Below are 13,827 nucleotides of genomic sequence, written 5' to 3' on the forward strand. Positions count from 1 at the left end.
CGCGCCCAGCGGGTTCGCTGCAAAACCCGCTTTAGGCGACGGCGATGAATATCGATCAGTGGCTCGATGCGTTAGGGCTTGGACAATACGCAGATGCGTTTGCCGCGAACGATATCGACATGGCGATGCTCCCGCAACTCACCGACGCCGATCTCAACGTACTCGGCGTGGTCTCGCTCGGCCATCGCAAGCGCATCCTGGCAGCGATTTCCGGCAACGCCGCCGCAGTGGCGACGCCCACCCCCGGCACGGAACCCGTCGCGCCCGTCGCACCCACCGCCGCGGTGGCGACGCCTTCAGGCGAACGCAGGCAGGTGACGATACTCTTCGCGGATCTCTGCGGTTTTACGGCGCTTTCACAGACGCTCGACCCGGAGGAACTCCGCGAGCTGACCGGGCGCTATACGGCGCTCGTCGACGGCATCGTGCTCGGCTATGGCGGCACGATCGACAAGCACATCGGCGACGCCGTGATGGCGATCTTCGGTGCGCCGCGCGCGCATGACACGGATCCACTGCGCGCGGCCCGCGCCGCGCTCGACATTCACGAAGCGCTTGCCGGGCTAGGCACAACCGCCGCGCGCCCGCTGAAGGTACACGTCGGCATTGCAAGCGGCGAGGTCGTGGCGGGTACGCTCGGACGCGCCGATGCGCAGGACTACACGGTACTCGGCGATTCGGTGAATCTCGCGGCGCGTCTGGTCGCGGCGGCGGGTCCCGGCGAGACGCTGCTTTCCGACAGCGTGCAGCGCGCGCTGGGTGACATCGTATCCGTCGATGCCGCCGGTGAAATGCGCTTCAAGGGCATCGACACGCCCGTTCGCGTCTGGCGTCTGCAGGGTATCGCGGCCGATGCCGTGGCCGCGAGCCGCAGTCAATTCGTCGGACGTAAGGCGGAACTGGAGCAGTTTCACGGCATCGCGCGCGCGTGCGTCGAGCAGCGCGCCGGACAGGTTGTGTATGTGCGCGGCGACGCCGGCATCGGCAAGACGCGTCTCGTCGACGAAATGCGCCGCTTCGCGGCGGCGCAGGGATTCGGCATCCATCGCGCGCTCGTGCTCGACTTCGGCACGGGCAAGGAGCAAGGCCCGTTGCGGGCGATCGTCGGCAGCCTGCTCGGGCTCACGTCCACCTCGAATCTGAACGAGCGCGCGGAAGCCGTCGCGCACGCCGTCGCTTCCGGTACCATCGAGCCCGCGCAGCGCGTGTTTCTTCACGACCTGCTCGACGTGCCGCAGGCGGGCGAATGGCGCACGCTGTATGACGCGATGGACAACGCCGCGCGCATCCGCGGCCAGCGCGCCGTCGTCGCGACGCTCACCCTGCACGCGTGCAGGCGCGAACCGACGATGATCGTCGTCGAAGATCTGCATTGGGCCGATCCGCGGATGCCCGGCTATCTGTCTGCCTTTGCGACGGCGATCGCCGACGGACCGGGCCTGCTCGTGATGACGTCGCGCGCCGAAGGCGATCCGCTCGACGCCGCGTGGCGCGCGAGCTGTCGCGGCACGCCGCTCGCCACGATCGATCTCGGTCCGCTGCGCGGCGACGAGGCGCTGAGCCTCGCCGGCACCTTCATCGATGCGACACAGCGTATCGCGCTCGCCTGCGTCGATCGCGCGGGCGGCAACCCGCTCTTTCTCGAACAGTTGCTGCGCAACGCGGAAGAAGGCAGCGGCGAGGCCGTGCCCGCGACGATCCAGAGCCTCGTGCTCGCGCGCATGGACCGCCTCGCGCCGCTCGATCGCCAGGCGTTCCAGGCCGCGGCCGTGATCGGCCAGCGCTTCGATCTCGCGCTGCTGCGCCGGCTCATCGACGCGCCCGATTATGTGTGCGACGGTCTCGTCGCCAACGCGCTCGTGCTGCCCGAGGGCGACGACTACCTCTTCGCCCACGCGCTGATCCAGGAAGGCGCGTATTCGACGTCGTTGCGCGCGCGCCGCCGCGAGCTGCATCAGCGCGCCGCCGAATGGTTCGCCGCGAGCGACCCGGTTCTGCATGCGCAGCATCTCGACCGTGCCGGCGACGATCGCGCACCGCGCGCGCTCCTTGAAGCCGCAACCGCGCAACGCGCCGCGTATCTCACCGATTCGGCGCTGCGTCTCGTCGAGCGCGGTCTCGCGATCGCGGAACGGAACACCGACCGTCACGCACTGCTCTGCCTGAAAGGCGAACTACAGCGCGACCTCGGCGACATCGCGGGATCGATCGCGACCTGTCGCGAAGCCATGGCGATGGCGCCGGACGAAGCGAGCCTGTGCGAATCGCAACTCGGGCTCGCGGAAGGGCTGCGGGTCAGCGAAGGGCTCACTGAAGCGCTCGCGCTGATCGACGCCGCGCAGCAGATCGCGGAGCGCCTCGATCTCGTGCCCGAACTCGCGCGGCTGCATCATCTGCGCGGCAACATATTCTTTCCACTCGGCCGGATCGACGAATGCCGCGCCGGGCACGAGCAGGGCCTCGTGTATGCGCGTCGTTCGGGTTCGGCGGAAGCGGAAGCACGCGCGCTCGGCGGCCTTGCCGATGCGGCCTATGCGCAGGGCCGCATGCGCACGGCGTTCGATCATTTCAGCCGCTGCGTCGCGCTTGCCCGCGAACATGGTTTCGGACGCATCGAAGTCGCGAACCGCTCGATGGCTGGATTCAGCCGGGTCTATCTGAACGAGGCGCGACTCGCGCTCGAAGACGGCGCCGCTGCCGCGCGTGTTGCGGGACTCGTCGGACAGCCGCGCGCCGAGATGCTCGGCGAGACGATGGGCATGTTCGCGAGCCACGAGCTGGGCGACACCACCGCGATGCGGGTTCATCTCGAACGCGCGCTGCAGCTTTCGCATCAGCTGGGCGCGCGGCGCTTCGTGGCGCAGGCGATGGAGATGCAGGCGCGTCTTTTGCTCGACGAAGGCCGGCGCGGCGAAGCCGTTGCATTGTTGCGCGAGGCGCTCGCGATCGCACGCGAGATCGGCGCGCAGTTCACCGGACCGAAGACCCTGGGCGCACTGGCCCGCGCAGTGGAAGACGACGCGGAGCGCATGCAATGCCTCGCCGAAGGTGAAGACCTGCTGGGACACGGCGCGGTGGGCCACAACCATCTGTGGTTCTATCGCGATGCCATCGAGGCGACGTTGTCCGCGGGCGACGCTTCAGGCGCGTTGCACTACGTCGCGGCGCTCGAACGCTACACGCATGCCGAGCCGCTTCCATGGGCGGACCTTTTCGCCGCGCGCGGGCGCGTGCTGGCGGGCGTGCTGCAAGGGCACAAGGACGATGCGACGCGCCGCGAACTCGAACGGGTTCGCGACGCGCTGGCCGAAGCGGGCTACGGCCGCTACCGGCCTGCCGTGGATGCCGCCCTCGCCCGCTACGGCGACATCGACGCGACCGGTGCCGCCCCATCGTAGACGCGCGAATTACCGCTCGTTTTCCGGGAAGTCCGCGCCGACAGTCGCCGCTTCCCACGCGTCGAAATCTCCGCGCAGCAGATCGATCTTGCCGCGCGCGAGGTCGAGCGCCGTCTTGCCGAGCAACAGGCGCAACGGCGGCCGGTCGGACAGCGCGGCGTCGATGATCGCCTGCGCCGCGCGCACCGGATCGCCCGCCTGGTTGCCGCTGCGCGCCGCCGTCTGTTTGCGCCGCTCGCCGGCCGTTGCGTCGTAATCGGCGATACGGGTGGCGGATTCCTTGATCGACGGCCCCGCCCAGTTCGTGCGGAACGGTCCCGGTTCGACTATCAGCACATCGATGCCGAGCGGCTTCACTTCCAGCGCGAGCGATTCGGAAATGCCTTCCACCGCGTATTTCGTGCCGTGGTAATAACCGGTGGCGGCAAAACTCGCGATGCCGCCAATCGAGGACACGTTGACGATCAGGCCGCTGCGCTGCCTGCGCATCTGCGGCAAGACGGCTTTCGTCATGTCGACGAGGCCGAACACATTGGTTTCGAACATCGCGCGCACGGCGGCGTCCTCGCCTTCCTCGATCGCGGCGAGATAGCCGTAGCCCGCGTTGTTCACGAGCACGTCGATGCGGCCGAACTGCTGCGTCGCCTGCGCGACGACGTCATCGATCTGCCCGCGCTTCGTCACGTCGAGCGGGAGCGCCAGCGCACGCCCTTTGTGCGCTTCGGCGATGTCCTGTACCTTCGATGCGTCGCGTGCCGTGACGACGGCGCGCCAGCCGCGCTCCAGCACGAGTTTTGCCAGTTCGCGGCCGAATCCGGTCGAGCAGCCTGTGATGAGCCATACAGGATCGTCTCGATTCATCATGAGAGAACTCCAGTGGGTGGGGGGAGACAAACAGAAAATGAGGGGCACGAAGGCGTCAGGCCCGCATCGTGCTGATCAGATCACTACGGTAACAAAAAACAGGACTTCGCGACGGAGTCCGTCATGGGAGAAACAATGCGAAAGCCATTTGTCGGCGGCCTGTGCGCAGGTGCGGCCGCACTGCTGATGCTGCCTGGGGCATCTTACGGACAGCCCGCGCAGGCGTACACGAACAGTCCGGTGAACCTGTATGCCGGGCCATCGCAGGAGTATCCGGTCGTCTCGCAGTTGCCGGGCAGCGTACCCGTGCAGGTGATGGGCTGCGTGAGCGGCTATTCATGGTGTGACGTCGAGGTGTCCAACGTGCGCGGCTGGGTCTATGGCGCAAATCTCAGTTACCCGTATCAGGGCAGCAGCGTGCCCATCATGACCTACGGGCCGACCATCGGCTTTCCGATCGTGACGTTTTCGATCGGCACGTACTGGGGACGCTATTACCGCGATCGTCCGTGGTACCACGACGAGCCGCGCTGGGAGCGTCGGCCGCCTCCGCCACCGCCGCCTCGTGGACGCCCGCCTGGGCATGGCGGGCCGCCGCCGGGACATGGGGGACCGCAGCAGGGGCATGGGGGACCGCAGCATGGGCACGGTGGACAGCAGCAGGGGCACGGCGGCGGCGGACATCCGTCCGGGCCCCCGCCTTCACATGGCGGTGGTGGCGGCGGAGGCGGCCATTCCGGCCCGCCGCAAGGCCACGGCGGGGGTGGACATCCCTCCGGACCACCGCCTTCACATGGCGGCGGTGGCGGTGGTGGCGGCCATTCCGGCCCGCCGCAGGGCCATGGTGGTGGTGGCGGCGGTGGTCATTCTGGACAGCAGCCGCCTCCGCGTTGAGCGGAGTCCATCAGGCAACCACCCGCTCCCGCGTCAACCGCGGGAGCGGATGATAGAAGATGCGCGCAACCGGAATCGGGCAAGCCAGGAAAAAGACTCGATCCGTCTTTCTCTTCCACGTCGGAGAGGTTGTATTCCGCGCGCACGGCCTTCAGCACCGTTTCGATGTCGCGTTCGTAGCCGATCGCGCCGCCAAAGTGCTTCATGGTCCAGTTGCAGCCCGACGCATCGGGCTCCGTCTTCTGCGGACGCGGCACGCGGATCTTCACGCCGTCCTCGACGATTTCATGAATGCGATGAATGCGCCGGCTCACTTCCGTCTGCAGGCGCGACGCATTGAGCAGCTTGCGTATCACGACACCCTCCTTCTGTTTCACCACGTTGCACCGCTGTGCTGTGTGCGGTTCAGTATTCGTTCAACGGCGGAAGCGGCGGCTTTTCCGCGCGCTTTTTGCGGGCCTTTTTCGTCGCGCGACGCAGCGCCGTCTCTGTCTCGTTCCATTGCAGCGAAGCACCCGCGCGGCCCGCATAGTACGCCCTGACCGCCTCGATCAACCGCTTGAGCGGCGCGCCTTGCGTGGCGTCGATGGCATCGACGCGCGCGGGGTGCGCGAAATCCGGGCTTCGATCCATCCATCGATAAAGCCGCGGAATGGTCTCCTCCAGCGACCCGTTGCGCGCCGCGCGTCGCAACGCCCGCCAGGCCGGCGCATCGCCCTGCGCGTAACGCCTGCGCGCCGCCGCAACCGAAGCGCTCACGCGCCCGAACAACGCGCGTAGCCGCGGATACGCCCACACAAGCGCAAGCATCGCGGTCAGCACGAGCGCCGCGATCACCCCCTGTGTCCGGTCGATCACGACGATGCGGTGCGCCGCGCCCCTTTCGATTGCGTCGACGGGAATATCGAAGAGCGGCTTTTCCTTCACTGCAACCGCCGAGAAACTCACCGCGGGCAGCACGATCGATTCTTTCTTCCGCGTCGTGGTGTTCCACCATTCGATCGTCACGGGCGCGAGCGTGTAGCGTCCGCTTCGATTGACGACATACGTCATCGTGTCGGTGCGCTCGCCAGCGACGAGCCCCACGCGATCCTGCACGACGTTCTTCGTCGCCTGCGGTTTCGGATACTGCTTGAGCCCTGCCACCGGTTCGAAATCGACCGGCGGAATCAGCATCGATTCAGTGCCCGCCGCGGTCTGTGTAATCGTGCGCGTGATCGCGTCGCCCACTTTCACGCGCGCTAATGATGGTTCGATTTTCTGCGTCGCGGTCAGCTTCGGCGTCGGGAAAAACACGCGCATGCCTTCGGCGCCCGCAGGCACCGTCGCGACGAGCTTGAGCGGCGGCGTCGTCAGTTTCGACGCGCCCGTCGCGCCGCTCATACCGCTCATGCCGCCGGGAAAGACATCGATGATCACGGGCGGAATGTCGAACGTCTTCGCGGTTTGCGGCGCGATCCGGTACGCGCGGCTCACGCCGAACCAGCTCACGCCGTTGATCACCTCGTGCAGATTCGCCGCCTGCTCGTCGGGCAGGCTGACAATCGCGCCCGGCACGGTGAAGAGCGGCCAGGCCGGCGCCTCGGTGAACCATGTGGTCGTCAGCAGATCGACGACCAGCTTGACCTGCGTTCCGGCCACCACCGGTCCCGCCGGTTCGAGATGCGCGCGCGCCAGCAACCGCGGCGCGGTGTCGGCGCGCGCGGAGCCCGTGGCGAGCAGCACGACTATCGCGCACGTTGTGGCAAGCAGCAGGCGGATCAATCCCGGCAGCCTCATTGCGCCGTCCCCGTCGTATCAGCACCCGATTCCTGCTCGAAGCGTTGACGCAAAAACGCCGCCGGCGACGTGTTGAGGCTTCGCATCCATACGTCCTCCGAAGGCGTCGCGATCAGCGTGCTTTGCGCGAGCTTGCCTTTCTTCTTCTCGATCTTCACTTCGTCCGACTCTTCGTCTTCCTCGTCCTTTTGCGGTTCCTGTTGCGGCTGTGCGAGCAGCTTGCGCATCAGGTCGCGATTGCCGGTGGCCTCGCGAAACACGGGCTGCATCGCAAGCGCCCTTTCGTATGCCTTGAGCGCACCCGCGTAATCGTCGAGATGCGCGAGCGTGTTGCCGATGTAGAAATACGCCTGCGCCGTTTTCAGGCGCGAGAACGATTGCAACGCGGCGGCGTAGTCGCCGTCGAGATACTGCGCGCGGCCTTTCCACATCGGATCGTCGAAGTGCCCGGCCGCCGCCTTGTAATCACCGTGTTCGAAATACCAGCGGCCCTGCTGGTCGTGCGTGGCAAAAAGATCGAGCCGTTGCCACGACGCCGTCGGCGAAGCCGCGTGCGCTTCGCGCGGTGCCGAACTGAAGGCAAGCGCGATCAGCACGACCGGCAGCCACTTCACCGTCCAGCCGCGCCGGAATGCGAGCAGCGCCAGCGCGAGCAGCGGAATCACCAGCCAGTAGCCGGTTTCCTTCCAGCGCGGAATCCGCTTCGATTCATCCGCTTCCTCAAGCGCGGCCTGCGCGCGATGCTGTACCCACGCGACGTCGTCATCGTCGGCGCGCATGCTCGCGAGCGGAATGCCAGCTTCGTGCGCGGCCTTGCGGATACCTTCCGCGTCGAACGTGCCCATCAGCGGCAACCCTTGCGCATCCATTTCGATGCGCCCGTCGGCACCGCGAATCGGGCCGCCGTTTTCGGTGCCAACCGCGAGCCACAGCAACTGATGCTGCGTATTCTTCGCCTTCTGCACGAAGGCCTCGGTCTGCTTTTCATCGAAGCCGTCGCTCATGAAGACGATCGTGCCCGTCGCCGGATCTTTCGCGAGCAGATGCTCGGCGATGTCGAGACCCGCGGCCGCATCCTTCCCGTCACGCGGCATCACGGAAGGCGACAGCGCGGGCAGATACAGTTCCAGCATCGCGGGATCTTCGGTGGGCGGCACGACGAGATGCGCGGAGCCGGCGAACACGACCAGCCCCGTGCGCGCGCCCTTGCGTGCGTTCGCGAGATCGAGCACCTTCTGTTTCGCTCGCTCCAGACGCGTCGGCGCGACATCGGTCGCGTCCATCGAACGCGCCACTTCGAGCACGACGACAAGCGGCGCCTTGTCCTGATCGAACGGCGGACGCTCCTGCTCCCACGTCGGCCCGGCCACCGCAATCGCGCCGATCGCGATGAAGAGCGCAAGCGTATGCACGGGCTGAATCCGCCGGCGGCCCGCGTCGCTCACGATCAGGTGTTCCAGCAACTGCGGCGCGATGATGTTGCGCCAGCGCGCGCGCACGTTGTTGCGACGAAACCAGAGCACGGGCAGCAGCACGGCAGGCACGAGCAGCCACAGGAAGAGCGGGCGCAGGAAATGAAACGCGGTGAGATCAATCGCCATGACCGGCCTCGCCCATCTTCACACGCCCGGGCGCCGCTTCCTCGCGCGGCGCGCGGATCATCGCGATCACCAGCGCGAGGCAGTGATACAGCGTGTAGACCAGCAGCGCGAGCGCGAGCGGAATCCAGTAGTAGTCGCGTTGCGGCCGGTAGATTTCACGCTTCACCTTTTCCGGCGTGATGCGGTCGAGCGTCGTATAGACGTCGGCCAGTTCCTGCTGGTTGCCGAGCGCGCGAAACGCGCGGCCGCCCGTGATGTCGGCAATTTTCTGCAGTGCGTCCAGGTCGACCTTGTCTTCGCCGGTTGCATCGGGGTTGCCGATACCGATCGTGTACACCACCAGCTTGTGGTCCTTCGCGATTTCGGCGGCACGTTCAGGCGGAATCGCGCTGCTCGTGTCGTTGCCATCGGTCAGCAGGATCAGCACCTTTTCCTGCGCGGCCGATTTGTCCATCAGCTTGACCGTCAAGCCGATCGCATCGCCGATCGCGGTGCGCTGCCCGGCCATGCCGATCTGCATCTGGTTCAGCAGGATCAGCACGCTGTCGTGATCGAGCGTCAGCGGCGCCTGCGGATAAGCGGCCTGTCCAAAGACGACAAGGCCGATGCGATCGCCCTTGCGTTTCGCGACGAAATCCGCGAGCACGCGTTTCACCGCCGTGAGACGGTCCATGCGCTCGCCCGTCGCGGTATTGACGAAGTCGCGCGTGCTCATCGAGTCGGACAGATCAATGCCGAGCATCAGGTCGCGCGCGGGTTCCTCGTGCGTGACAGGCGCCTCGACATAGACCGGCTTCGCCGCCGCGCCGACAAGCAGCACCCACAACACCGGCATCATCAACCGCTGGGCCCAGTTACGGCGCAGGCGCACGCCACCGGGCGCCGGCCTTTCGCCGGCCGCCTCGGCCATTTCGTGGAAGAACGGCATGCGCACGGCAGAGGCCGTCGTGCGCCACGCGGGCACCAGCGACCACACGAGGAGCGGCACGGGCAGCAGCAGGAACGCCCACGGAAAATCAAATTTCCACATGATGATCGCGGATCCAGTCGCGGGCGTGTCCGACCAGCGCTTCGGCATCGTGTTGTGAAACCGTGGCAAGCGTTTCGGGCGGCGCGTAACTCAGAAGCGACAGCAAGGCGCCGCTTCGCGCGTCGAACTGCCCGCGCGTGCGCGCGAGAAACGCGAGCCACGCGTCGCCCGTCAGCGCCGCGACGCGCTCGCGCGGCGCGGCGGCGAGCGCGGTCCGCTTGATGAGCGGCGCAATGGCAGCGAGTGCGGCGGCGCGATGCGGCGCGTCGTTCAGGCGCGCGGCGAGCGCGTCGAGTTCGGCGAGTGCGATCTTCCGGTAGCGTTCCCTCTGGTGACGACGCCACGCGATCCAGGCCGCCCACGCCGCGAGCGCAAGCAAAGCGAGCGCGACGATCAGCCAGCCAGCGGTTTGCGGCGCCCACGAAACCGGCGCCGGCAGTGACAGTTCCTTGAGCGGCTGCAGCGCGAGCGATGTGTTCGCGGGCGCCAGCGCAGCAGCTAAAGCAGCATCCGCAGCGGCGCTCATATGCCGCTCCCGGCAGACGGTCTTGCCCTTTCGCCGAACAGACGCCGCACCTGCTCGACCGTGGGCTCGTCGGTCGAGAGCGCCATCAGCGGCACGCCGCTCGAACGCAGCAGCTCCGCGACTTCAGCCGTGCGTCCGCTGAAGAGACTCGCGAGCGGCGCGCGCACGCGCTCGTTCTGGATACGCAGTTCCACCTGCAACTGTCCTTCGCTCACCACCAGCGCGCGATGGTCGGGCATGCGCTGCCAGAGCGGATCGAAGATCATCGTCGCGATCACGTCGTTGTGCCGGGCGAGTTGCCGCAGCAGCTGGCGTGTACGCTCGCCCGCACCGGCAAAATCGCTCATGATGCACACCAGATAGTCGTGCCCGGCGAGCTGCAGCACGCCTTCGAGCGCATCGTCGAGCTGGCTGTAGTTCGTGCGCGCCGCGCTGTTCGCGTGCAGCGCGTGGTTCATGCGGGCAATCGTGCCGAAGAGCGTCTTGATGCGGGTCCGGCTGCGCAACGGCCGCACGGGGACCACGGAACTGTCGTTGAAGATCACGCCGCCCACGCGATCGCCCGCGGCAAATCCCATCCATACCGCAAGCGCCGCCGCTTCGGCCGCGACGACCGATTTGAACGCACGCGACGAGCCGAAAAACATGCTCATGCGCTGGTCGACGACGACCAGCAGCGGCCGGTCACGCTCTTCGGTGTATGCGCGGATCTGCGGCTTGCCGGTGCGCAGCGACACCTTCCAGTCGAGATGCCGGATGTCGTCGCCCGGCAGATAGCCGCGGATTTCCTCGAAATTCAGCCCGCGCCCGCGCAGCCGCGACGCATGATTGCCCGACAGAATGCTCGACACCGGCGCGGGCGCGACGAAGCTCAGACCGCGCGCGCGAAACTCCAGCCTCGCGAGATGCGCGGCGTCGACGTACACGCTGCCGGTTGCCGGTCCCAACTCCGCTGCCACGACATCTCCCCTTTCCAGTGTGTCGACTGCGTCAGGCGTGTCGCGCCCGGCTCACGCCGGCACCGCGACCTTCTCGATCAGCCGGTCGATCACCGCATCGGCGCTGACGTTTTCCGCGTTCGCGTCGTACGACAGGATCAGCCGGTGCCGCAGCACCGGATGCACGACCGCGCGCACGTCGTCGGGCGTGACGAACGTGCGGTCATCCAGCCAGGCGTGGACCCGGCTCGCGCGGTCGAGCCCGATCGCGCCGCGCGGGCTCGCGCCGATTTCGATCCATTTGCCGATGGCGGAATCGAGCGCGCCGGCATGGCGCGTCGCATTCACCAGCGACACAATATATTCATCGATGGCGGGCGCCACCGTAATCTGTCCGATCGCCTTTCGCGCGGAAAAAACAATCTCCTGTGAAAGCGTATCGACTGCCGGTTTCGCGTCGTTATTTTCGCGGCGCAATAACCGCAGCATTTCCCGCTCGCTTTCCGGCGACGGATAGCTAATCAACACCTTGAACAGAAAGCGGTCCATTTGCGCTTCGGGCAATGGATAGGTACCTTCCTGTTCGATTGGATTCTGCGTCGCCATTACCAGAAAAAGATCGGGCATCGTGTGTGTCTTTCCAGCCACGGATATCTGGCGTTCTTCCATCGCTTCAAGCAACGCAGATTGAACCTTGGCCGGCGCGCGATTGATTTCGTCGGCGAGAATCAGATTGCCGAAAATCGGCCCGGGCTGAAACGTGAGAATCCGCTCGGCGCCCGATTGCAGGAGCGTTTCGCCGCCCGTGATGTCGGACGGCAGCAGGTCGGGCGTGAACTGGATGCGCCGCATGACCGCGGCAAGCCGTGCCGCGATGGCCTTGACCGTGCGTGTCTTGGCTAGCCCCGGCAGGCTTTCGAGCAGCACGTGCCCGTCGGCCAGCAGCGCGATCAGGATCTGCCTGACCACCGCCTCCTGCCCGACCACCGCTTCGTTCACGCCCGCCTCGAAGCGCAGGATAGTTTCACGCATGGCTGTCTATTCCCCTGATTATTTCATTTTAAATCGAGCGCGGTCGTACAACGAAAGCCTGACGCCAGAGACGTTAAAGCAGCTTGAGCCATTCGTCAAAGCGCATCGCACATTAAAAAAAGCGTGAAATGTCATCAGAAAATTGTTAGCCTGTTTCCGGAAATTACCATGCAGCGCAAAATCAAACGGCAACGGTAAATGCCCGCTGCATTGAAACGCGAATGCTGGAGTTTCACCGCTTTACCTGCACGTGCCATCTCGCATCCAAACGTGCGTCGTTCAGAAACAGGCAGACAGTCAAGGGTGGCCAGCGCTCAGAACGGCACCCACGCGGTTACGAATCTGTTTCGCCGGACCCGGCTCACGAGCCTGCGTCAAGACGAAGCGTTGAGGGTTTAAACGGGTGCGGGTGCAGCGCGTGGCAATCGACGCCGTGCGGCACGCTCACCGGCGTACAGGACGAGAGCCATGAGCGGAAGAAAGCGGGTAGCAGCAGGCGGCGCGGCGACCCTTCAGCCCGGTGTATCCCCTCCATCCCAACGTCCTTCCCAGGCGGGCCCAACGCCCTTTCGCAGGCTGCTGCTGTGGGGCGCCGCGCTCGTGCTGCTGCCTGCCGCCATCGGCGCGGGTGTCGTATGGGCGCTTTCATCGCATGCGCAGCCGCATCCGCAGGTTGTCTACGGTGACGGCACGCACGGCCCGCTCGGCATGGCGCTCATTCCCGGCGGCCAGTTCCTGATGGGCAGCGACGCAAAAATGGCGCAGGCCAACGAACGCCCCGCGCACAGCGTGCGCGTGCATGCGTTCTGGATGGATCGCCATCACGTCACGAACGCCGAATTCCGCAAGTTCGTCGAAGCAACCCATTACGTCACGACCGCAGAAAAAAAGCCCGACTGGGAGACGCTCAAACCCCAGTTGCCACCTGATACGCCGCGTCCCCCGGACAGCGCGCTGGTGGCGGGCGCGATGGTGTTCGTCGGTACGAACCAGCCGGTCCCGCTCGAAGACTACTCGCGCTGGTGGCGCTATGTGCCGGGCGCGAACTGGCGTCACCCGACCGGACCGGACAGCACGATCGAAGGCAAGGACGATCACCCTGTCGTGCAGGTTTCGTACGAAGATGCCGAGGCCTACGCGAAGTGGGCCGGCAAGCGCCTGCCGACCGAAGCCGAGTGGGAGTTCGCCGCGCGCGGCGGGCTCGACCAGGCAACCTACGCATGGGGCAACCAGTTCTCGCCGGACGGCAAGCAGATGGCGAACGTCTGGCAGGGCCAGCAGCCGCAAGCCTTCCCGGTCGTCAATCCGAAGGCGGGCGGCGCGCTCGGCACGAGCCCGGTCGGCAGTTTCCCGGCCAACGGCTACGGCCTGTCGGACATGACCGGCAACGCATGGCAATGGGTCGCCGACTGGTATCGCGCCGACCAGTTCCGTCGCGAAGCGTCGACGGGCGCTGTGATCGACAACCCGAAAGGGCCGACCGTTTCGTGGGACCCGGCCGATCCCGGCGTGCCCGTGGATGCGCCGAAGCGCGTCACGCGCGGCGGCTCGTTCCTCTGCAACGAGGCGTACTGCCTGAGCTATCGTCCGAGCGCGCGGCGCGGCACCGACCCGTACAACAGCATGTCGCATCTCGGCTTCCGGCTCGCGATGGACGAAGACAAGTGGGCCGAGCTGCACAAACGGCAACAGATGGCCGGTCAGGCCACATCGCCAGGCGGTTGAGCCACCCCTCTGCTACCCGTTTCCGCCTGTGCGCTTCGGA

At 66.2% G+C, this 13,827-nt stretch carries 11 protein-coding genes and 1 pseudogene; 4 read left to right on the forward strand and 8 right to left on the reverse strand.

Translation table 11 applies throughout. The features are described 5' to 3' along the window. Positions 1-44: 44 nt before the first annotated feature. The gene (locus BLV45_RS20855) at positions 45-3,398 is read left to right on the forward strand and encodes an adenylate/guanylate cyclase domain-containing protein (RefSeq protein ID WP_090535992.1); all 3,354 of its coding nucleotides are present in this window, start codon (positions 45-47) and stop codon (positions 3,396-3,398) included. Positions 3,399-3,407: 9 nt separating this feature from the next. Here the strand turns inward: BLV45_RS20855 and BLV45_RS20860 are convergent, their stop codons facing one another. Then, positions 3,408-4,262, reverse strand: a complete 855-nt coding sequence (locus tag BLV45_RS20860) for an oxidoreductase (protein ID WP_090535994.1) — start codon at positions 4,260-4,262, stop codon at positions 3,408-3,410. A 135-nt stretch (positions 4,263-4,397) separates the two neighbouring features. Between BLV45_RS20860 and BLV45_RS20865 the strand changes: the two genes are divergently transcribed. Next, a complete protein-coding gene (locus BLV45_RS20865; protein WP_090536331.1) occupies positions 4,398-5,156 on the forward strand; it encodes an SH3 domain-containing protein in 759 nt (252 codons plus the stop codon). Between the two features lie 89 nt (positions 5,157-5,245). Here BLV45_RS20865 and BLV45_RS20870 read toward each other — a convergent pair. The 7 genes and pseudogenes from BLV45_RS20870 to BLV45_RS20900 form a co-directional block, all read right to left on the reverse strand. Then, positions 5,246-5,512 (reverse strand): annotated as a pseudogene (locus BLV45_RS20870) (hypothetical protein); the annotation flags it as partial. Between the two features lie 49 nt (positions 5,513-5,561). Beyond that, complete coding sequence (locus BLV45_RS20875; RefSeq protein WP_090535995.1) at positions 5,562-6,935, reverse strand: BatD family protein; 1,374 nt, start codon at positions 6,933-6,935, stop codon at positions 5,562-5,564. Beyond that, positions 6,932-8,536, reverse strand: coding sequence for a vWA domain-containing protein (locus BLV45_RS20880; protein ID WP_090535997.1), 1,605 nt, complete (start codon positions 8,534-8,536; stop codon positions 6,932-6,934). The genes BLV45_RS20875 and BLV45_RS20880 overlap by 4 nt, the downstream gene beginning before the upstream one ends. Further along, positions 8,526-9,566, reverse strand: coding sequence for a vWA domain-containing protein (locus tag BLV45_RS20885; protein ID WP_090536000.1), 1,041 nt, complete (start codon positions 9,564-9,566; stop codon positions 8,526-8,528). Before BLV45_RS20885 ends, BLV45_RS20880 begins: the two co-directional genes overlap by 11 nt. After that, positions 9,553-10,092: a DUF4381 domain-containing protein gene (locus tag BLV45_RS20890; RefSeq protein ID WP_090536002.1), complete on the reverse strand. Its 540-nt coding sequence runs from the start codon at positions 10,090-10,092 to the stop codon at positions 9,553-9,555. The genes BLV45_RS20885 and BLV45_RS20890 overlap by 14 nt, the downstream gene beginning before the upstream one ends. After that, on the reverse strand, positions 10,089-11,039 hold the full coding sequence (locus BLV45_RS20895; RefSeq protein ID WP_407671046.1) for a DUF58 domain-containing protein: 951 nt from the start codon (positions 11,037-11,039) through the stop codon (positions 10,089-10,091). Before BLV45_RS20895 ends, BLV45_RS20890 begins: the two co-directional genes overlap by 4 nt. A gap of 63 nt (positions 11,040-11,102) precedes the next feature. After that, a complete protein-coding gene (locus tag BLV45_RS20900) occupies positions 11,103-12,062 on the reverse strand; it encodes an AAA family ATPase (RefSeq protein ID WP_090536005.1) in 960 nt (319 codons plus the stop codon). On the opposite strand from BLV45_RS20900, the gene BLV45_RS28125 reads away from it, so the two are divergent. Next, positions 12,061-12,189 (forward strand): hypothetical protein, encoded by a 129-nt coding sequence (locus BLV45_RS28125; RefSeq protein ID WP_281246324.1) that lies wholly within the window; start codon positions 12,061-12,063, stop codon positions 12,187-12,189. The genes BLV45_RS20900 and BLV45_RS28125 overlap by 2 nt on opposite strands. 341 nt (positions 12,190-12,530) lie before the next feature. Then, positions 12,531-13,787, forward strand: coding sequence for a formylglycine-generating enzyme family protein (locus BLV45_RS20905; RefSeq protein ID WP_090536007.1), 1,257 nt, complete (start codon positions 12,531-12,533; stop codon positions 13,785-13,787). The last annotated feature ends 40 nt before the right edge of the window (positions 13,788-13,827 follow it).

The organism is Paraburkholderia sartisoli (assembly GCF_900107685.1).
GTDB lineage: Bacteria > Pseudomonadota > Gammaproteobacteria > Burkholderiales > Burkholderiaceae > Paraburkholderia > Paraburkholderia sartisoli.